Annotated in this window: 19 protein-coding genes; 13 read left to right on the forward strand and 6 right to left on the reverse strand. The window is 63.4% G+C overall.

Annotation, left to right across the window (positions count from 1 at the left end; all coding sequences use genetic code 11):
• Window positions 1-177: 177 nt before the first annotated feature.
• Window positions 178-2979: an aconitate hydratase AcnA gene (acnA, locus tag ACBG85_RS14395; RefSeq protein WP_007727883.1), complete on the reverse strand. Its 2802-nt coding sequence runs from the start codon at window positions 2977-2979 to the stop codon at window positions 178-180.
• 456 nt (window positions 2980-3435) lie between these two features.
• Between acnA and ACBG85_RS14400 the strand changes: the two genes are divergently transcribed.
• The 8 genes from ACBG85_RS14400 (at window position 3436) to ACBG85_RS14435 (ending at window position 12129) form a co-directional block, all read left to right on the forward strand.
• On the forward strand, window positions 3436-4026 hold the full coding sequence (locus tag ACBG85_RS14400) for a DUF6676 family protein (RefSeq protein ID WP_021332993.1): 591 nt from the start codon (window positions 3436-3438) through the stop codon (window positions 4024-4026).
• A 451-nt stretch (window positions 4027-4477) separates the two neighbouring features.
• Window positions 4478-6025, forward strand: a complete 1548-nt coding sequence (locus ACBG85_RS14405; protein WP_372027813.1) for an NlpC/P60 family protein — start codon at window positions 4478-4480, stop codon at window positions 6023-6025.
• A gap of 150 nt (window positions 6026-6175) precedes the next feature.
• Complete coding sequence (locus ACBG85_RS14410) at window positions 6176-7354, forward strand: MoxR family ATPase (protein ID WP_007727877.1); 1179 nt, start codon at window positions 6176-6178, stop codon at window positions 7352-7354.
• Complete coding sequence (locus ACBG85_RS14415; RefSeq protein WP_003944991.1) at window positions 7351-8343, forward strand: DUF58 domain-containing protein; 993 nt, start codon at window positions 7351-7353, stop codon at window positions 8341-8343. The genes ACBG85_RS14410 and ACBG85_RS14415 overlap by 4 nt, the downstream gene beginning before the upstream one ends.
• Window positions 8340-9320, forward strand: a complete 981-nt coding sequence (locus ACBG85_RS14420; protein ID WP_019748426.1) for a VWA domain-containing protein — start codon at window positions 8340-8342, stop codon at window positions 9318-9320. The genes ACBG85_RS14415 and ACBG85_RS14420 overlap by 4 nt, the downstream gene beginning before the upstream one ends.
• A 70-nt stretch (window positions 9321-9390) precedes the next feature.
• Complete coding sequence (gene fabG1 / locus ACBG85_RS14425; protein ID WP_007727875.1) at window positions 9391-10140, forward strand: 3-oxoacyl-ACP reductase FabG1; 750 nt, start codon at window positions 9391-9393, stop codon at window positions 10138-10140.
• Between the two features lie 54 nt (window positions 10141-10194).
• The gene (gene inhA / locus ACBG85_RS14430) at window positions 10195-10992 is read left to right on the forward strand and encodes an NADH-dependent enoyl-ACP reductase InhA (protein WP_003944803.1); all 798 of its coding nucleotides are present in this window, start codon (window positions 10195-10197) and stop codon (window positions 10990-10992) included.
• Between the two features lie 84 nt (window positions 10993-11076).
• The gene (locus ACBG85_RS14435; RefSeq protein ID WP_063316406.1) at window positions 11077-12129 is read left to right on the forward strand and encodes a ferrochelatase; all 1053 of its coding nucleotides are present in this window, start codon (window positions 11077-11079) and stop codon (window positions 12127-12129) included.
• Window positions 12130-12140: 11 nt separating this feature from the next.
• On the opposite strand, the gene ACBG85_RS14440 is transcribed toward ACBG85_RS14435, so the two are convergent.
• A complete protein-coding gene (locus ACBG85_RS14440; RefSeq protein WP_007727873.1) occupies window positions 12141-12749 on the reverse strand; it encodes a transcriptional regulator in 609 nt (202 codons plus the stop codon).
• Between the two features lie 106 nt (window positions 12750-12855).
• Window positions 12856-13197 (reverse strand): metallopeptidase family protein, encoded by a 342-nt coding sequence (locus tag ACBG85_RS14445; protein ID WP_003944783.1) that lies wholly within the window; start codon window positions 13195-13197, stop codon window positions 12856-12858.
• 77 nt (window positions 13198-13274) lie between these two features.
• On the opposite strand from ACBG85_RS14445, the gene ACBG85_RS14450 reads away from it, so the two are divergent.
• On the forward strand, window positions 13275-13766 hold the full coding sequence (locus ACBG85_RS14450; RefSeq protein ID WP_063316405.1) for a hypothetical protein: 492 nt from the start codon (window positions 13275-13277) through the stop codon (window positions 13764-13766).
• A 181-nt stretch (window positions 13767-13947) separates the two neighbouring features.
• Window positions 13948-15714, forward strand: a complete 1767-nt coding sequence (locus tag ACBG85_RS14455) for an enoyl-CoA hydratase-related protein (RefSeq protein ID WP_372027815.1) — start codon at window positions 13948-13950, stop codon at window positions 15712-15714.
• On the opposite strand, the gene ACBG85_RS14460 is transcribed toward ACBG85_RS14455, so the two are convergent.
• A complete protein-coding gene (locus ACBG85_RS14460) occupies window positions 15704-16495 on the reverse strand; it encodes a hypothetical protein (RefSeq protein WP_058038783.1) in 792 nt (263 codons plus the stop codon). The two genes, ACBG85_RS14455 and ACBG85_RS14460, sit on opposite strands and share 11 nt — an antisense overlap.
• 67 nt (window positions 16496-16562) lie before the next feature.
• Between ACBG85_RS14460 and ACBG85_RS14465 the strand changes: the two genes are divergently transcribed.
• From ACBG85_RS14465 to ACBG85_RS14475, 3 genes are read left to right on the forward strand one after another with little or no spacing between them, the layout of a single operon-like run.
• Window positions 16563-17390 carry a DUF3097 domain-containing protein gene (locus ACBG85_RS14465; protein WP_064688207.1) on the forward strand — a complete coding sequence of 276 codons (828 nt, stop codon included), beginning with the start codon at window positions 16563-16565 and terminating at the stop codon, window positions 17388-17390.
• A 42-nt stretch (window positions 17391-17432) separates the two neighbouring features.
• Entirely contained in the window at window positions 17433-17864 is a 432-nt protein-coding gene (locus ACBG85_RS14470) for an NfeD family protein (protein ID WP_003944877.1), read from the forward strand.
• A complete protein-coding gene (locus ACBG85_RS14475; RefSeq protein ID WP_192712419.1) occupies window positions 17864-19147 on the forward strand; it encodes an SPFH domain-containing protein in 1284 nt (427 codons plus the stop codon). The genes ACBG85_RS14470 and ACBG85_RS14475 overlap by 1 nt, the downstream gene beginning before the upstream one ends.
• A 43-nt stretch (window positions 19148-19190) precedes the next feature.
• Here ACBG85_RS14475 and ACBG85_RS14480 read toward each other — a convergent pair whose 3' ends face one another.
• Both ACBG85_RS14480 and ACBG85_RS14485 read right to left on the reverse strand, forming a co-directional pair.
• A complete protein-coding gene (locus ACBG85_RS14480; RefSeq protein WP_003944797.1) occupies window positions 19191-19724 on the reverse strand; it encodes a hypothetical protein in 534 nt (177 codons plus the stop codon).
• Window positions 19725-19779: 55 nt separating this feature from the next.
• The gene (locus ACBG85_RS14485) at window positions 19780-20376 is read right to left on the reverse strand and encodes a hypothetical protein (RefSeq protein ID WP_372027817.1); all 597 of its coding nucleotides are present in this window, start codon (window positions 20374-20376) and stop codon (window positions 19780-19782) included.
• Window positions 20377-20400: the final 24 nt, after the last annotated feature.

Raw genomic sequence — 20400 nt, forward strand, 5'->3', positions numbered from 1 at the left:
CATCCCTCCTTTGTCGGGTTGCCTGTGAACACTTTCGGCCGTAGGCGCTGAATGTCGACTCAGTGCACAAAGCGCTCACGACCACCGATGAAACCTGGTTCGCCTTCCGGCGAAAGTGGTCGTGAGCGCTTTGTGACCCGTCAGGGGCCGAAAGTGCTCACAGGCACGTAGTGCCTACTAGCCGCGGATCATGTTGCGAAGCACGTACTGCAGGATGCCGCCGTTGCGGTAGTAATCCGCTTCGCCGGGGGTATCGATGCGTACGACTGCGTCGAACACGACCTTCTCGCCGTTCTCGCGCGTCGCCGTGACCTTCATGGTCTTCGGGGTGACGCCCTCGTTGAGCTTCTCGACACCTTCGATGTCGAAGGTCTCGGTGCCGTCGAGCTTGAGCGAACCTGCGGACTCGCCGACCGGGAACTGCAGCGGGACAACGCCCATGCCGATCAGGTTGGAGCGGTGGATGCGCTCGAACGACTCGGTGATGACGGCCTTGACGCCGAGCAGGCTCGTGCCCTTGGCTGCCCAGTCACGCGAGGATCCGGAGCCGTACTCCTTGCCGCCCAGGACGACCAGCGGGATGCCGGCTGCCTGGTAGTTCTGCGACGCGTCGTAGATGAATGCCTGCGGTGCGCCTTCCTGCGTGAAGTCGCGGGTGTAACCACCCGAGACGTCGTCGAGGAGCTGGTTGCGCAGACGGATGTTCGCGAACGTTCCGCGAATCATGACCTCGTGGTTACCGCGACGCGAGCCGAGCGAGTTGTAATCCGCACGCTCGACGCCATGGGAGTCGAGGTACTGCGCAGCGGGGGTGCCGACCTTGATCGGACCTGCCGGGCTGATGTGGTCGGTGGTGACCGAGTCGCCGAGCAGTGCGAGGACGCGAGCGCCCTTGATGTCCTTGACCGGAGCCGGATCCATCGTCATGCCGTCGAAGTAAGGTGGCTTCCGCACGTAGGTGGAGTTCTCGTCCCACTCGAAGGTGTCACCCTTCGGGGTTTCGAGGTTCTGCCAGCGGCTGTCGCCCGCAAAGATGGTTGCGTACGACTTGCGGAACATGTCCTGGTCGATCGAGGACTTGATCGTCTCTTCGATTTCCTGCGTGGACGGCCAGATGTCCTTGAGGTAGACGGGGTTTCCGTCGGTGTCGTTACCGAGCGAATCGGTCTCGAAGTCGAAGTCCATGGTTCCGGCGAGGCCGTAGGCAATCACGAGCGGCGGGGAAGCCAGGTAGTTCATCTTGACGTCGGGGGAGATACGTCCCTCGAAGTTACGGTTACCCGAGAGCACCGCGGTGACCGAGAGGTCGTTGTCGTTGATGGCCTTCGAGACTGCCTCGGGCAGCGGTCCGGTGTTACCGATGCACGTGGTGCAGCCGTAACCGCCGAGGTAGTAACCGAGCTTCTCGAGGTACGGCCACAGGCCGGCCTTCTCGTAGTAATCGGTGACGACCTGCGAACCGGGAGCCATGTTGGTCTTGACCCACGGCTTGGTGGCGAGGCCCTTCTCGACGGCGTTGCGTGCGAGCAGTGCAGCACCGAGCATGACCGACGGGTTGGACGTGTTGGTGCAGGAGGTGATACCTGCAACGACGACGGCGCCGTGGTCGAGAACGAACTCACCGGCGTCGGACTTGACGACGACCGGCTTGCTCGGACGGCCTTCTGCACCGTTGGCAGCAGAGAGAACGTCGACCGCTCCGTCGTCGGCAAACGACAGAACCGCGGGATCGGAAGCCGGGAAGGACTCTTCGACGGCCTCGTCGAGCTGGGTGTGCTCGGTCGGGTGGTTCTCTTCCACGTAGTTGTGGATGTCCTTGCGGAACGCAGTCTTGGACTCCGACAACAGGATTCGGTCCTGCGGGCGCTTCGGGCCGGCGATCGAGGGAACAACGGTTCCCAGATCCAGCTCGATGTACTCCGAGAAGACGGGTTCCTTGTCGGGGTTGTGCCACAGGCCCTGTTCCTTGGCGTACGCCTCGACGAGAGCGAGCTGCTCGTCGCTGCGGCCGGTGAGGCGCAGGTATTCGATGGTCTCGGCGTCGATCGGGAAGATCGCTGCGGTGGAACCGAATTCGGGGCTCATGTTGCCCAGCGTCGCGCGGTTCGCGAGCGGAACCTCGGCAACACCGTTGCCGTAGAACTCGACGAACTTGCCGACGACGCCGTGCTTACGGAGCATCTCGGTGGCGGTGAGCACGACGTCGGTTGCGGTGACGCCGGGCTTGATCTCACCGGAGAGCTTGAAGCCGACGACGCGGGGGATCAGCATGGAGACGGGCTGGCCGAGCATTGCTGCCTCGGCCTCGATGCCGCCGACGCCCCAGCCGAGCACGCCGAGGCCGTTGACCATCGTGGTGTGCGAGTCGGTGCCGACACAGGTGTCGGGGTATGCCTGTCCGTTACGCGACATGACGGTGGGTGCCAGGTACTCGATGTTGACCTGGTGAACGATGCCCATTCCCGGGGGGACGACCTTGAAGTCGTCGAATGCGCCCTGGCCCCAACGGAGGAACTGGTAACGCTCGCCGTTGCGCTCGTATTCGAGGTCGACGTTGCGCTCGAGTGCGTCGGCCTGGCCGAAGACGTCGAGGATGACCGAGTGGTCGATGACCATGTCGGCGGGGGAGAGCGGGTTGACCTTGTTCGGGTCGCCACCGAGGGTGGTGACGGCCTCACGCATGGTGGCGAGGTCGACGATGCAAGGAACGCCGGTGAAGTCCTGCATGATCACGCGGGCAGGCGTGAACTGGATTTCGATGCTCGGCTCGGCTGAGGGATCCCAGCTTGCGATTGCGCGGATGTGATCCGCGGTGATGTTGGCGCCGTCTTCGGTGCGGAGAAGGTTCTCGGCGAGAACCTTCAAGGAATAGGGCAATTTCTCGGTGCCGGGGACGGCCGAGAGGCGGAAGATCTCGTAAGAGTTCTCACCGACCTCGAGGGTTCCCTTGGCTCCGAATGAATCGATACTGGTGCTCACGTCTGCTCCACTCGTCTATGAGGGTCGCTACCGACGGGGCTGTGTCGGCAGCTGAAGCGAGGTACTTCGGCCGGGAAGATCCTCCGTAGCTCACGCCAATCGCACAGTTCGCGTGAGAACTGTCCGAACATCGGAGCTGCAGTAGAACCTGTCCTGACCGGTGGTACCTCTTGGTCCAAGTCTAACAGTACGCTTGTCCTGTGAGAATTCAGGGCAAGTTGACCGAAACAATCTTCATGCAGACTGCGGGCCTGCGCAACGCAGGCTTGGCTGGGTGACCGCACCCACAGCTACCGCTCGGGCGGCACGCGCGGCGGTTGTGTGTGACGCCTGGTGGCAGTCGACCTGAAGTAGGGTGCATGCAGGCCCGTCGCGGGTCGGCCGCCGAAAAACGACCTCGGAAGAACTCCCCGCATCTCAGCGGTGGACGGAATCCGAACAGCACCCGGATGAGAGATGTCTGCTCCTACAAATCACGCTTTTGCGCCTGTGCACGTGAAGTCCCCGTTGCACGTCGCTGTTCCGTCGGACGTCGATCTCGACGACGTGCTCGCGGACATTTCGACGGACGGCGTCTCCGCCCCCGCGGATGATGTTGCGGGGCTGACCGCGGTGGTGACCGACGCTCGTGAACGTGGTGTCGACTTGAGCGTCGTAGTAGTCGACGCAAATCCGGGCCGGCCGTCCGATCTTCGAGACCTGGCCACGACGGTCGGCAAAACAGAAGGCGGAACGGTTCTCGTTCTGAGCCCTGACTGGATGGGTAGCTACAGCGATTCGATCAGTCGAGTGCAGCTCGAAACTGCACAGGACCGATCTTTCGGCGAAAGCGCAAGCGTGACCGCGGACCGCTTCTCGCACGAGATCGTGGCGCCAGGTCCGCCGTGGACGCTTTACACGGTCCTTGTCATCGCAGTGGTGGCGGTTATTGCCGGAATTACCTTTGCCGTCAAGTGGCGGCGAGAGCCAGAAAACGCGCAAACCAGACATATCGCCTCGACTTCGGAAACACCAGCACCATCCGACCACCGGGCCGATTCCGTCTGACCTTGGTCCTTGTGCGAGATTTTCAGTAACTCGTCGAAAACAGGTACTCACTGCTGTTTGCGGTGAGTACCTGCCCTTTTTGGTGCCTGCATGCCATTCGACCAGCTCAAATACCGTTTGTGTTATTTGTGGCTAAAGTTTCCAAAGAGCGCTTGAGTGTCGTACGGTACAACTGGCACTTTTTGGGGAAGAAGTGTCGCAGACAGGCTGATGTTGTTCGACGCGTACTTGTCGGTTGCCTCGTTCTCGAGGTGTCGACGGTGGCGTTCGTACGGCACGTCCAGGTCGACGAGCAGCTCTCGGGCTGTGGGCGACCGGTGCTTGGTCTGCGCATTCCCTCCCCGCACGGATCGGCGACCCAGCGGGCCGTGGCGTTACACGCGAGGGAGAGTTATTTGTGAGGCAAGTAACACGTGGCGGCGAGTCCCGTCGTGGTCCTTCCCGTAAATCGATGCGCCTGGCGCAACTGGTCATCGGATTCGGCGTCGTCGGATCCCTGATCGTCGGGACGCCGGCCATGTCCTCGGCCGTACCGCCACCGCCGCCGAATCCGAGTGACTCGGATATCGCCGCGGCAGATTCGCAGGTCTCGTCGAGCGTCGGCACCGTCAGCGCGCTCATCAATCAAGTCGCATCGGCAAACGAACAGTTGTCGGCACTCGACAACGAAGTTGCGATCAAGCGTGAAGACGTCAACAAGACTCTCGTGGATCTGCAGAACGCTCGCGGCGCCGCAGACTCCGCAGCGCAGGCCGTCGGAGTCACGAAACAAGCTCTGAAGGACGCGTCGGCGCAGATCGAGGTCGCTCAGACGGACTTCGACAAGTACGCACGCTCGAGCTACGTCAAGGGCACCAATACTGCGTCGATCTCGTCGTTCCTCGACGCCAAGGGTCCTGGCGACGTTCTCGACCGCGCGCAGGTCCTCAAGCTTCTCGCCAATACGCAGAGTGCAGTGCTCGACGGTCTCCAGCGAGCACGTACCGAGCAGGCGAACAAGGATTCCGCGACCCGCCAGGCCAAGCAGCAGGCCGATGCCGCCGCCGAGGTCGCCGCGCAGCTAAAGGATCTGGCGGAGCAGGCGATTCAGATCGCGCGCAACGCTCTCGATCAGCAGGTAGCCAAGAAGGCCGCGATCGAAGCCGAGCGCAACTCTGCCCAGGCTCAGCTCGACGCCGCCCGCAACGCCGTCGCCGGCTTGCAGGGTCAACGCCAGGCATACGCGACCTGGGACGAACAGCGCCGTGCCGAGGAAGCTCATCAGAAGGCTCTCGAAGCCGCTGCCAAGGAAGCGGCCGCTCAGGCCGCCGCCCGTGCCGCAGCCGACCAGGCAGCCAAGGATCGAGCTGCCGCACTGGCAGCGGCCCAGCGTCCGCACACCGCGGTCGAAGACCCGACTCCGACCGTCATCCCGGACGACGACGACACCTGGACTGACGAAGAAACAGGGACCGACGAGGAAACAGGCACGGACGAAGAGACCGGCACCGACGAGGAAACGGTCACGACGCCTAAGCCCGCCACCCCGAAGCCGACGACGCCGAAACCCACCACTCCGAAGCCTTCCGTCACCGGAAGCGCTGCAATCGAATCCGTCATCGACCGCGGAATGTCTCAGCTAGGCGTGCAGTATGCCTGGGGCGGCGGCGACGAGAACGGACCGACGCGAGGCATCCGTGACGGCGGCGTCGCTGACAGTTACGGCGACTTCAACAAGGTCGGGTTCGACTGCTCCGGCTTGATGATTTATGCCTTTGCCGGCATCGGGATCTCGCTGCCGCACTACACCGGCTATCAGTACACCGCAGGCACGCAGGTTCCGTCTTCGGAGATGAAGCGCGGCGACATGATCTTCTACGGCCCCAACGCCAGCCAACACGTGGCGCTCTACCTCGGTAACGGTCAGATGCTCGAGGCACCACAATCCGGTTCGAGTGTCATGGTCTCACCGGTTCGGTGGGGCGGAATGACGCCGTACGCCGTCCGTCTGGTGTCCTGACCGTCAGAGGAAATGCCGCTGACACCCGCATTGTCAGGGAAGTATCAAGTTCCCGACGTGGTGTTACGGCATCGAGCGCAACTACCTGGAATAGTTGACGGGGAACACGTTACTGTCGGTACTTTTCTAGGTGAAAGCGATGGATTCTTGGTGACCTCACGTGAAGATTCGGTCGGAACGGTCGACGTAAGCAAGGCGAGTGGAAGTGCGGACGGAGCAGCACCTTCCCTGGCAGCCGACGTTCAGACCTTGGAACGAGCGATTTACGAGGTCAAGCGAGTCATCGTCGGGCAGGACCGGCTTGTCGAGCGCATTCTCGTCGGACTTCTCGCCAAGGGGCACGTCCTCCTCGAAGGCGTACCCGGTGTCGCCAAGACGCTGGCCGTCGAGACTTTCGCGAAGGTCGTCGGCGGTTCGTTCTCCCGCGTCCAGTTCACCCCGGACCTGGTGCCCACCGACCTGATCGGCACGCGCATCTACCGTCAGGGCCGCGAGGAGTTCGACACCGAACTCGGACCCGTCGTCGCCAACTTCGTGTTGGCCGACGAGATCAACCGTGCCCCGGCCAAGGTGCAGTCCGCGCTCCTCGAGGTGATGGCAGAACGCCACGTCTCGATCGGTGGCAAGCGGTACCACATGCCCGATCCGTTCCTGGTGATGGCGACGCAGAACCCCATCGAGAACGAGGGCGTCTACCCGCTCCCCGAAGCGCAGCGCGACCGCTTCCTGTTCAAGATCCTCGTCGATTACCCGACAGTGGAGGAAGAACGCGAAATCGTCTACCGGATGGGCGTGGCAGCGCCGGAGCCGCACCAGATCCTCGGTCCGGAGGAGTTGGTCAGGCTCCAACGCGTCGCCAGCAACGTCTTCGTTCACCACGCGCTCGTCGATTACGTTGTCCGGGTCATCGCCGCCACGCGTACGCCGCGTGAGGTCGGACTCGAGGACGTCGCCGGCTGGATCGCGTACGGCGCCTCACCCCGCGCGACGCTCGGCATCATCGCCGCGTCGCGGGCCCTCGCTCTCGTCCGCGGGCGCGACTACGTAGTGCCGCAGGACGTCATCGAGGTGATCCCGGACGTGTTGCGTCACCGTCTCGTTCTTTCCTACGACGCCATGGCCGACGAGGTGACTCCCGACGCCGTCATCGCCCGGGTGCTGCAGACCGTCGGACTGCCGCAGATCGCCGCGCGGCCGGTTCCTACCGTTCCCGGACCGCCCCAGCAGGGCGCACCGCAAGCACCGCAGTTCAACGCACCGGGCACAGCTAATCCGCAGGGCAACGGCGCGCCGATCGCGACCGCTGAGACGATGAGTCGCCCGCAGTGACCGAAGGCCGCGACGGTGGCCAGGCGACACCCGCCGGATCCACCGGTTCTCCGCCGTCGTTCCGATCCGGCGAGCTCAGCGACCCCAAACTCACCGCTGCGCTGCGCACCCTCGAGCTGACGGTTCGCCGTCGCCTCGACGGTGTGCTGCACGGCGATCATCTCGGCCTGATTCCCGGTCCGGGTTCGGAGCCGGGAGATGCCCGCGAGTATCAGCCGGGCGACGACGTGCGGCAGATGGACTGGTCCGTCACCGCACGGACGACGCACCCACACGTGCGTCAGTCGGTCGCAGATCGTGAGCTCGAGACGTGGCTCGTCATCGACTTGTCCGCAAGTCTCGACTTCGGGACCGCCGGATGCGAGAAGCGCGACCTGGTCGTCGCCGCAGCCGCGGCGATCACTCACCTGACCAGTTCGGGCGGTAACCGCGTCGGCGCCATCATCTCGACCGGCGCACAGACAACTCGAATTCCGGCCCGCGGTGGGCGAATTCACGCACAGGCGATGCTCCGCAAGATCGCGACGACTCCGCACGCGCCGGACGGGGTACGCGGTGATCTGGTCGGCGCGATCGAAGCGCTCAGACGCCCACAGCGTCGGCGCGGACTGGCGGTGGTCATCAGTGACTTCCTCGGACCGATCGACTGGGAACGCTCGCTGCGCGCCATTTCAGGACGGCACGACGTGCTCGGTGTCGAAGTGGTCGATCCGCGAGACCTCGAACTGCCCGACGTGGGCGACGTGGTGCTCCACGATCCCGAGTCCGGCCGGACCAGAGAATTCACCACGACGCCGCAATTGCGCGCCGACTTCGCCAGAGTCGCCGCCGAGCACCGCGTCGAGGTCAGGCAAGCTCTACGTCGTTGCGGCGCACCGCTCATGTCCCTGCACACCGATCGGGACTGGATTGCCGACGTCGTGAGATTCATCTCGGCACGCCGACACAGTTATGGTGCCGGCGCCGGAACTGGGGGCGTTCGTTCGTGAGTCTTTCTCAATTCACCGCACCGTGGTGGCTGCTGTTCCTCGCTGTCATCGCCGCGTTGGTGGTCGGTTACGTACTCGTGCAGAAGCAGCGGGCCAAGCACACACTTCGGTTCACGAACTTCGCGCTACTGGAGAAGGTCGCGCCTTCGCGGCCCGGGCGGTGGCGTCATATTCCAGCGATTCTGATGGTCGTCGCATTGGTGTTCTTCACCGTCGCCCTTGCCGGTCCGACGGCAGACAAGAAGGTCCCGCGAAACCGTGCCACGGTGATCCTCGTGATCGACGTGTCGCTGTCGATGCAGGCCACCGACGTCGAGCCGACGCGATTGGCAGCAGCGCAGGAAGCTGCCAAGTCGTTCGCCGACGGTCTGACTCCCGGCATCAACCTCGGGTTGGTCGCATTTGCCGGGACCGCTTCGGTTCTGGTGTCGCCCACCACGAATCGTGACGCGACGAAGGTCGCCATCGACAACCTCAAGCTCAGTGAGCGAACGGCGACGGGCGAAGCGATCTTCACCTCGTTGCAGTCGATCGACACGCTGTCGGCTGTTCTCGGCGGCAGCGATCAGGCGCCACCGGCGCGCATCGTGTTGCTGTCCGACGGTAAGCAGACCGTTCCCGAAAACTCGGACGATCCGCGGGGCGGATTCACCGCTGCCCGTCAGGCCAAGGACAAGGGCGTTCCGATCTCGACCATTTCCTTCGGAACGACATACGGGCGAGTCGAGATCGAAGGAGACCGAATCCCCGTCCCGGTCGACGACGCGTCATTGAAGGAGATCGCCAACCTTTCCGGCGGAAGTTTCTTCACGGCATCGAGCCTCGAAGAACTGCGCCAGGTGTACGACACGCTCGAAGAGCAGATCGGTTTCGAGACGACACGAGGAGACGCGAGTCGACCGTGGTTGGTCCTCGGCGTCGTGTTCGCGACCGCTGGTCTGACGATTGCCCTGGTACGCAGGCAGCGTCTGCCCTGATCGAGAGCAGTTCCGAATTGTCCAAATACCGCTGGTACGCGGCCCGCAGAGAATTGATAGGTTGATCGCCATGTCTACCCCTCCCACGACAGTGGTTTCCGAACGGACCGTCACCACACCTCGCTCGGTGCTCGTCACCGGCGGTAACCGCGGAATCGGCTTGGCCGTCGCTCAGCGGCTCGCCGCAGACGGCCACAAGGTAGCCGTCACGCACCGCGGTTCCGGTGTCCCCGAAGGGTTGTTCGGCGTCGTGTGCGACGTCACCGACACCGAGTCGATCGACCGTGCGTTCAAAGAGGTCGAAGCGCACCAGGGGCCGGTCGAGGTCATCGTCGCCAATGCCGGCGTCACCGACGACACACTGATCATGCGAATGAGCGAAGAGCAGTTCACGAGCGTCGTCGACGCGAACCTCACCGGTACGTTCCGCCTCTCGAAGCGTGCGACCCGGTCGATGCTGCGCGCGCGTTTCGGACGGTTCATCTTCCTCGGCTCTGTGGTGGGTCTGGCAGGACAAGCCGGCCAGGTCAACTACGCCGCGTCCAAAGCAGGCATCGTCGGTATCGCTCGTTCCCTGACAAGGGAACTCGGCTCACGTTCGATCACCGCCAACGTCGTCGCACCAGGGTTCATCGAGACCGACATGACGGCAGCACTGGGCGACGACGTCAAGGACAAGGCCACCGAGTTCATCCCGTTGCAGCGGACCGGAAAGCCGGAAGATGTTGCAGCAGTTGTCAGTTTCCTCGCCTCCGACGATTCGGCCTACGTCTCGGGTGCGGTCATCCCCGTCGACGGTGGACTCGGCATGGGGCACTGACCCGCTTTTCGTACACACACCTTTCTCGTACGTCTGAAATCAGGAGGACATCTCATGGGCGGCTTGCTCGAGGGTAAGACCATTCTTGTCACCGGCATCATCACCGATTCGTCGATCGCGTTCCACGTGGCCAAGGTCGCGCAGGAGCAGGGCGCGAAGGTACTGATCACCGGATTCGATCGTCTGCGCCTCATCGACCGCATCGCCCAGCGCCTGCCGCAGCCCGTGCCGCCGGCAATCTCGCTCAACGTCCAGAGCTCGGAGGATCTCGCCTCTCTCGCCGAGCGTGTGCGCGAGCTGGCTCCCGAGGGTATCGACGGCGTCGTCCACTCGATCGGCTTCGCTCCCCGCTCCTGCCTGGGAAGCCCGTTCATGGACGCGCCGTGGGAAGACGTGGCGGTCGCACTCGAGGTGTCCGCCTACTCGTACAGCGCACTGGCCAAGGCCTTGCTGCCGGTGCTCAACGACAACGCGTCCATCGTCGGTATGGACTTCGATCCGGCGCGCGCGATGCCGTTCTACAACTGGATGGGTGTCTCCAAGGCGACCCTCGAGGCCGTCAATCGGTACGTGGCCAAAGAGGTCGGCGTCCGCGGCATCCGCTCGAACCTGGTGTCCTCCGGCCCGATCAAGACCTTGGCCGCCAAGGCCATTGCCGGTGACAGCACCGGTCCGGGCGCGGAGTTGGACAAGCTGAACACCGCATGGGACGGTGCTGCGCCCATCGGCTGGGACGTCGACGATCGCGAGCCGGTCGCCAAAACGGTCTGCACCGTTCTCTCGGATTGGTTGCCCGGCACGACCGCGTCGATCATCTACGTCGACGGCGGCTTCCACGCGATGGTCGGCTAGTAGCACCCCTTCTACTACGCAGGTGAGTACCCGGGTGACTCCCGCCGAACGGCATCGCGCAAGATTGAACTCATGACCGTAAGTATGGACATGCAGTTCGATGCTCTTCTCGTTTTGTCGTTCGGCGGTCCCGAAAAACCCGAAGACGTACGGCCGTTCCTCGAAAACGTCACGCGCGGTAGGGGAGTGCCACCGGAGCGGCTCGACGCTGTCGTCGAGCACTACATGCATTTCGGTGGAGTTTCGCCCATCAACGCGCTCAACCGAGACCTGATCGAACGGGTCGAAGGTGAGCTGGCAGCAGCCGGCGTGGATTTGCCCGTGTACTTCGGCAACCGCAACTGGCACCCGATGGTCGAAGACACCGTTGCCAAGATGCGCGAGGACGGTGTCCGCAACGCCGCCGTGTTCGCCACGTCGGCGTGGGGTGGTTACTCCGGATGTCGGCAGTACCACGAGGACATCGCCCGTGCCCGTGAGGCGGTCGGTGACGGCGCACCGACGCTGACAAAACTTCGCCAGTACTACGACCATCCGCTGGTCGTCGGCGCGTTCGCCGACGGTGTGCGCGCGGCCCGCGCAGAGTTGCCCGAAGCGACTCGCGATACTGCGCGCCTGGTGTTCACCGCGCATTCGGTACCGAGTGCCGCAGACCGCAATGCAGGGCCGCCGGCAGAGGGCGGAAACCTCTACAGTCGACAGGTCGCCGAGGCCGCGAAGTTGGTTGCCGAGGCCGTCGGCGTCGAGGATTTCGATCTGGTGTGGCAGTCGCGATCAGGCCCGCCGCAGGTTCCGTGGCTGGACCCCGACATCTGTGATCACCTGGATACGTTGTCCGCCAAGGATGTTCGCGCCGTGATCGTGTGCCCCGTCGGTTTCGTCTCCGATCACCTCGAAGTGGTGTGGGACCTGGACACCGAGGCCAAGGACAAGGCAGCCGAACTCGGGATGAATTTCGTTCGGGCAGCAACGCCCGGCCGCGATCAGCGTTTCGCGCAGCTGGTGCCCACGCTCGTTCGGGAACTGGCCGAGGCCGAGCAGCCACTGCGACTGGGGGTCGAGCCGCTGCTCGGCTCGACCACCAACGGTCTCTCGTGTGCAGTCAATTGCTGCGCGGCCGTTCAGCGTCCCCGCTGACCGTCCGACGCTCAGGTGTTCGGATGCTTGAGCTTTCCGCAGGGCCCGGGAACGGTGGACGTGCTGCGCGAGGTGAGAAGCGTCTCGACGATCTGTCGATCCTCGGGGCTCAGTGACGGGTCGATGTAGTTGAGTTCGGGCGCGCCCAGTTCGCGGACTCGCCCGGCGAGGGTCGCGACAAACGAGACGCGTTCTTCGTCGTCGTCGTTGACGTCGTGGATCTGCAGCACCGACACCGGAAACTTGCGCAGCGTCACAGGCAGGAAGCGGGCGCCGAGCACATGGTCGACGTTGAATCCCGCCCACTGCCCCTGGTTGGCCTCCACGCATTCGGCATCGGAGTGAATTGCGCTCTCGCCGATGTACTTACGTGCGGGCAGCATCTTCTTGGGGGCAAGTTCGGATGCGCCCTGCTGAAGGACGGGAAAGTCGCCGTCCGAGTACAACCAGGGCTGGTTGGCCATCTTGATCAACCGACCGGCGTCCAGATCCGGGAGATAGCGAGACTTGAGGAGAAACGCGACGCTGTCGACCGAGATGCCCAGCAGTTCTGCGGCCTTCTGTCGGCTCATCGCGAACGTCGGGGCATTCTTCGGGGCGATCTGGATCAAATTGACCATGCGAACTCCTGTAAGTGTTCAATTGTTGCGGGCTTGGTACAGCTGACATGACAATTCGCCGATTATCAACCTCTAGCTGATTTCCGACTTGTAGATGAGTCGGTTGTCACCATCCGAGTTCACGCAACCGGGGATCTCCGATCCCGAAGTGGTGGCCGATTTCGTGGATCACTGTTCGGCGAACTTGCTCGATCACCTCGTCTTCGGTGCTGCAGATCGCACAGATGGCCCTGCGGTAGATCGTGATGCGATCGGGAAGGACGCCGGCGTACGTGGTGGTTCTCTTGGTCAGTGGGATGCCCTGATACAGCCCGAGTAGCCCCGGTCGTCCACCTTCGAGTTGAACGGTCACTGCGACATTGGCCATCTCCGCACCCAATTTCGGTGGCAGGCTGTCGAGCGCCCGCTTGACCATGTCCTCGAACTGGCTGTCGTCCACGTCGATCATCTGCCCATTGTGCGTGCGGGGGCGGGATCCGAGTGTGTCCATGTGGAAACAGTGCAGCTTACGGCTATGTTCATTGCGTGGCCGAAGACCTCTATCACCGTTACGAATTCACATTCATCGTTCAGATGCTGACAGTCTCGCAAGAGCAGGCGATCGAAGAGAGCTTGGGCGGAAGGGTCGAGGACCGACGCGGGCTGCAGCTGCTGACGCTCACCTCGGAAGGTATGCGAGCGGCGACAACGGCTATCACCGTGGTGGACCAGTTGGTGGCTGCAGGCGTGCGTCCCCAGCGGACACATCCCGATCTGGTGTCACGTCAGGACATTGCCGACCGTGCGGGGGTGACGCGGCAAGCTGTCGGGCAGTGGGTGCGAGGGGTCCGGCAGGCGGCTACGCCTTTCCCGGTTCCGTACAACTCGGTTGCCGGGGGGATCTGGTTCTGGGGCGACGTCCTGGATTGGTTGCGCCGTCAGGGGTACAGCCAGGACACCGGTTTGCGCTACCCGACGCTGGATGAACATATTCGCATCGACCGCCATATCGCGATCAATCACAAGACTGTGGGTTGATCGATCAAACGGTTTGCTTGAAAATAGCTATTGAAACAAACCGACGGTAGGTATAAAGTCCCTAAATACCTCAATCAATCTATCGGTGCGTCGGTCCTGCTCTGGGGGGAGTCTGGTCTGCGCTGCAGATACCCGAGCATGCGAGCAGGAATTCATGGTTTCGACCCCCGAAGTACGACCGATGCCCAAATCGGCCGCGCTCACGACTTCTGTGGCTATTTCCAGCGATGTAGCAACGGCTAAGCTACGTGAAGGTGTATCGGGCAGGGGCCGTCTGCGAGCGGCGACGGCGGCGCTGTTCCGGCGCTCACGCCCACGTACGACCTTCGCGCCACCGTTGAGCGTGCTTCTTCTCGTCACCTCCGACAACGGTCTCTCGCAGCGGGCCGGTCTTGTTCTTCGCGAGGCGGGACACCAAGTCCGTACAGCCGTCGTCGCCGACGCGGACGCAGTGCTGGCCGCGACTTCTTCGGGAGATTTTGACCTCGTCATCTGCCCGTTTTTGAAAGCCTATGTCCCGGAATCTGTTTGGCAGCGGTGGACAACGATCATCATCCATCCCGGCCCGCCCGGAGATCGCGGGCCGTCGTCGCTGGACTGGGCGATAACGGATGGCGAACCGATCTGGGGTGTCACGGCATTGCAGGCCGCTGAGGAACTCGACGCCGGGCCGGTGTGGGCCTGGCGGACGTTCGAACTCCGGAACGGGGCAACCAAATCCTCGGTATACAACGAGGAAGTCACCGACGCGGCGATGGAGTGCATTACGGAGGTCGTCGAACATTTCCGTACTCCTGACTTCCAGGCGATCCCATCGGACCGAGTTGCGCGGCCCGTGGCATCGGCCCGATCGAGGCCCAGCATGAAACAGGCCGATCGCGTTTTCAGCTGGGAGGAAGACGCGTCGAGCATCGTCCGCGCCGTCAACGCCGCCGACGGGTTTCCCGGCGTCGCCGTTCAGTTGGGGCTCGACCGGGTCTACGTCTACGACGCTCACCTCGATACCCACGTCGATGCAGCGCCCGGCACCATCGTCGAGTACTTCCACCAGGCAATACGTGTTGCCACCGGTGCGGGCTCCGTATGGATCGGACATGCGCGGCTCGTCGGCGCCGGCAATGTCAAACTTCCGTCGACCGCGGTCGTACGTCCGGACGTGTTCGTTCCACAGGTCTGGGAGAGTCGTTACCCCGAGACCGACTATCACCGCGACGGCGAAATCGGATATCTCTCGTTCCGCTTCTACAACGGTGCGATGAGTACGAAGCAATGCGCGCGACTGGCCTCCAGGCTCCGCTGGGCGATCACGCAGGACACCAAGATCCTTGTCCTCACGGGTGACTTCGACAGATTCAGCAACGGTATCCACCTCAACGTCATCGAGGCCGCGTCGGATCAAGCCGGGGAAGCGTGGGCCAACATCAAGGCCATCAACGAGATCGCGAAAGCGATCGTCACCTGTACGGAACAGGTTGTGGTGGCGGCATTCACAGGCAACGCCGGTGCCGGCGGGGTCATGCTCCCGCTTGGAGCCGACGTAGTCGTGGCCCGGGACGGTGTGGTTCTCAATCCTCATTACGCCACGATGGGCCTGTTCGGCTCGGAACTGCACACGTACACACTTCCGGCTCGGGTCGGCGAGGAGCAGGCCCGCAGTCTGCTGGCCGAGTGCAGTGCGATCGGCATCCGTCGAGCCTTGGAGATCGGACTTGTCGACGCGATCGGCCCCAGGCGGCCGGATCTGTTCGAGGCGTGGTTGCGCGAGGTCGCCACCGACTTGCTCGAAGGAGATCGGCTGGAATCGATGCTGGAGCGCAAACGTCTTCGACTGGAACGTGATCCGGTGGAGCCCTACGAGGAGCGTGAGCTCGAAGAGATGAAGATCGACATGTTCGGTGACCGCAACGGGTTTGCCGAGAAACGCCGGAACTTCGTGCTCAAGCTCTGATCGACACGCTGTTCGCCGACGCGACACGGGCAGTGCGAACAACGTCCCACAGTCGTCGCAGCAGGTCGTCACGCCTCTGCGCAGTGGACACGCTCGGGGCCTGATTGGTCGATATCGACGCAGCCACGGTGAGAATGGCTGCCACGTTGTCGGCGGTGTCGATCACCTGTAAATGCCGAGGTGACAGTGTCGACGGCCAGCGGTGTCCGGCCTGGGCCTGCAGGGCTTCGGCGACCAGCGTACGAGCGTCGTTTCCAGGCATTCCGGTGGCTACGGTCGGAAGCCCGCCGAGCACCTCGGCTGCGTCCCGAACAGCTTGGCGCAGTTCGTATTCGGCTTCGCGGAGTCCGATCGATTCGGCGCTGCCCGCCACAGTGGGAATGGAGAAGACCGTCCATCGCAGGACGTCCGGGCCTTCCTTCGACGGCACGAGTCCGACTCCCGGCTTGCCGACGGCGCCGATCTGTAACCCTTCACCCGTTGCGATCGCAGCGCGCGCGAACTCGGTCCCGGTGGGCAGACCACGTACATCACCGGCCGTGGGAAGGACCAGGCGGACCTCGGCAGCCTCCGAGCGCGCGATTCTGAGCAGGGTGGGCACACCGGAAGCCGTGACTCCCGGCCATTCGAGATCGTGGCGGACCGCGGTTTCCGCATCGGCGGCGCCGATCAGGTGCATCGGTGCCCACGCGGCAAGGGCGTCGATGACGTCGTCCGGCGCAGCGTCGCCGGCGAGCCATGACGCTGCCCACACGGTGAGGGTTGCGCTGGGAGAACTCATGACCGTGAAGTTTAGTTCGGCGTGGCGACATGCGCGGCCCCGGCGTTGTGACCTAGCGTGATCCGGCGTGAGCGGTGGCAACGGATACGGTGACATTTTTGCGGGTCATACCCGCAAACAGAAGCGCGTGACGCCTGAAGTGGCGGCCGAGCGTGATCTTGTCGTCGAGGATGCGGCGACGGGATTCTGCGGTGCGGTAGTCGGTTTCGAGCGCACGTACGACGGCGATTTCGTGCGGCTCGAGGACGGTCGTTCCCGGACGCGGTTGTTCGCGATGCGCGAGGCGGCCTTCCTCATCGACGGCTCACCGGTCACCCTCGTACGCCCGGCCCCCAAGCCCGTGTCCACCAGACCCGCACGGTCGGCTTCGGGTTCGACGCGAGTCGAAGGCTTACGCGCCCGCACGGCACTGCCCAGCCGGATCTGGGTGGAGGGAGTACACGATGCTGCCCTCGTCGAGCGGGTGTGGGGTCACGATCTTCGCGTCGAAGGTGTTGTCGTCGAACATCTCGAAGGACTCGACAATCTGGGGGAGCGGCTTGCCGAATTCGGGCCTGGTCCCGGCCGCCGCGTCGGGGTCCTGGTCGACCACCTGGTCACCGGTTCCAAGGAAACCCAACTGACTCAGGGCCTCGGCCCGAACGTGTTGGTGACCGGGCACCCGTACATCGACGTGTGGGAGGCCGTTCGTCCCAAATCTGTCGGAATCGCCTCCTGGCCGAAGATTCCACGCGGCGAGGATTGGAAGACGGGAATCTGCCGCGAACTGGGCTGGGGGACACCTCAGGAGGGCTGGCGGCGGGTCTACAACTCGGTCGAGAGCTTCCGCGATCTGGAAGCTCCTTTGATCGGTGCAGTCGAACAACTTGTCGATTTCGTTACCGAGCCGAACTGACGTAGCGGCGGCCTGGGTCACACATTCTGGTTAGATGGTGTTGTGGCTGCACTTATTTGGCTGATCGGAGCACTGGTGCTCGCCGGGGCCGAAGCGCTGGTGGGGGATTTCTTCCTGCTGATGCTCGCCGGTGGGGCGCTCGCTACTGCCGGTGTCAGTGCTGTCACCGACTTCCCGGTGTGGGTCGACGCCGTCATGTTCGGAGTGTTCTCCGCCGCCCTCGTCCTGGGCGTGCGACCGATCATGTTGCGTCGCTTCGGTAGTCCGCCGCCGACCCCGACCGGAATACAGGCACTCGAAGGTAAGCACGCTCTGGTTCTGGAAGAAGTGGGCGAGCATTCCGGGCAGGTCAAGTTGGACGGCGAGGTGTGGACTGCCAGGCCGTACGACACTACCGAGGTGTATCCGCCGGGCACCAAGGTGACGGTGATGGAAATCAACGGCGCAACAGCAGTCGTCTGGAGGGGACCTTAATGGCAGCACTCATAGTGCTCGGTGTGTTGGTGCTATTCGTGATCTTGGTGGTCGCGAAGTCGGTAGCACTGGTACCGCAGGCAGAAGCCGCGGTGATCGAGCGGCTCGGTAGGTATTCGAAGACGGTGTCCGGGCAGCTCACGTTCTTGATCCCGTTCGCCGATCGTGTGCGCGCCAAGGTGGATCTTCGTGAGCGGGTGGTCTCCTTCCCACCGCAACCGGTGATCACCCAGGACAACCTGACACTGTCCATCGACACGGTGGTGTACTTCCAGGTCACCAATCCGCAAGCTGCGGTGTACGAGATCAGCAACTACATCGCTGCCGTCGAGCAGTTGACAACCACGACGCTGCGAAACGTCGTCGGCGGAATGACCCTCGAAGAGACGCTGACCTCGCGTGATTCCATCAATGGTCAGCTTCGTGGTGTCCTCGACGAGGCGACCGGCCGCTGGGGCCTGCGAGTGGCCCGCGTCGAACTCAAGAGCATCGATCCTCCGCCCTCCATCCAGGAGTCGATGGAAAAGCAGATGAAGGCGGACCGCGAGAAGCGCGCGATGATTCTGACGGCTGAAGGCCACCGCGAATCCGCTATCAAGACAGCCGAGGGCGCCAAGCAGAGCCAGATTCTTTCCGCCGAGGGCAACAAGCAGGCCTCGATCCTCAACGCCGAGGGTGAGCGTCAGTCCCAGATTCTTCGGGCCCAAGGTGACCGCGCGGCCAAGTACTTGCAGGCCCAAGGCGAGGCCAAGGCCATCGAGAAGGTTTTCGCTGCAATCAAGTCCGGTAAGCCGACTCCGGAATTGCTTGCATACCAGTATCTTCAGACGTTGCCGCAGATGGCGCAAGGCGATGCGAACAAGGTGTGGCTCGTACCCAGCGACTTCGGTGACGCACTGAAGGGATTTGCCAAAACGCTTGGCGCGCAAGGGCAGGATGGCGTTTTCCGGTACGAGCCGCCGGCCGCCGAAGAGAATCTTCCCAATCCTGAGGACGATTCAGCCGAGGTGGCGGAGTGGTTCGAGACCAAATCCGATCCGGCTATCGCGGAAGCAGTGCGCGCTGCTGAAGTTGCTGCACGCACACCGGTCGAAGACCCGGCAGCTGCGGTCAGGCACCGCCGTGAGAGTGCGCCCGAGCAGCCTGGATTCGTAGATCCCGCGTTGCCACAGCAGGGCGAAAATCCTTGGCCGGGTCAGTTGCCGCTGCCGCCCGAGCGTGAAGATTTCCAGCAGAAGTACCCGTACCAGGGGCAGCCGCCCGAGGGTGGCCAGCGCCAGTAGACGCCTCTCGTAGCGAACGTTGATCGGGACGGGCACTCATCACCTACGTGATGAGTGCCCGTCCCGTTCCGCATACGGCGATCGCCCAGAGGACACTGACGAAGGTTCCCATGATGAACTGCTCGGACGCATGAGGTTCGCGAAGTTCCGGGTACCGCGCGAGCCCCTTGACTGCCAAGACGATCGCGATCCCCTCCGGCCAGGTTGCGAGAATCGATGCCGCCACCGCGAGCCGTTCGAGGATGCCGATCACACGTCCGCCGCGAAGAGGTCCGGCGTCCGGTGCCGGGCTCCCGTCCGGTTGGCGACGAGCGATCTTGAAGGTGGCAAGTACCAACGGTGCACCGGCCGTGGCGGCGGCAAGTACGCACAGGACAAGCGTCGCCCCGAGAGCGAAACCGGTGACCGGGGTCGTTCGGGTCGATGCCAGTGCGGCAACACCCAGCGCCGGAAGAGCCACCACGGACGACGCCCATTCGGGGACTTCCAGTCGACCACGACTGAGCGGTCCCAGTGCCGCTGCAACTGCTGGTGCCGCGGCGGCGACGGCGAGCGCGATCAACGCCAGAACGACCATGTATTCGAGCCCCCTGCTGTGTCGACGAGTTTGTACCGGTGCGAGCGTGAGCAGTCTAGGGCTGGAGTCTGACCAAAAGTCGTTCTGCGAGTCTGCGCCCGGCGAGTTCTGCGTGCCACCCGGCTGTCAGGAGTCGCTTGGACATGGCCTGTTTGGTGATTCCGAGGTGGGCCGCTGCGCTGACCTGAGTGAGTCCGCTGTCCATCAGGGCGATGGCTTTGCGTCCGTCCTTCGTCTGTCTCGTGACGATCGTTCCGAGCAAGGTGAACGCGGCATCGACATCTGCGGCGAGTTCGTCGCGTGAGCTATCCGCCGGCGCCTGTTCGACGGCAATTCTGGCCGGAGCTCGCTTGGCTCGCTCGACGGCGATCCGAGCAGCTTCGAATGCCGGTCCGCGTCCGGCCCGGGTCTGCCGTGGGAGAGGCTGCTCGACGGGACCGATCCCGATCCCGACACTCCAGTGCTCGCGCCGAATCAGCTCGAGTGCGACGAGGACGAGTAGCGCCGGATCGTCGGTCACCGCTTGAATCTCGTCGCCCGCTGTGCGCTCGAACGGCCGCAGGAGCCTGCAATCGGCCATGTCGTCGATGATGTCCCCGACGCGGTCGACATCCCGTCGGCTACCTCGCTGATCCACCGTCAGTACAAACATTAGTCAATGCTAGATAGTTGACTT

It is taken from the genome of Rhodococcus sp. NyZ502, from assembly GCF_041464245.1.
GTDB lineage: Bacteria > Actinomycetota > Actinomycetes > Mycobacteriales > Mycobacteriaceae > Rhodococcus_F > Rhodococcus_F qingshengii.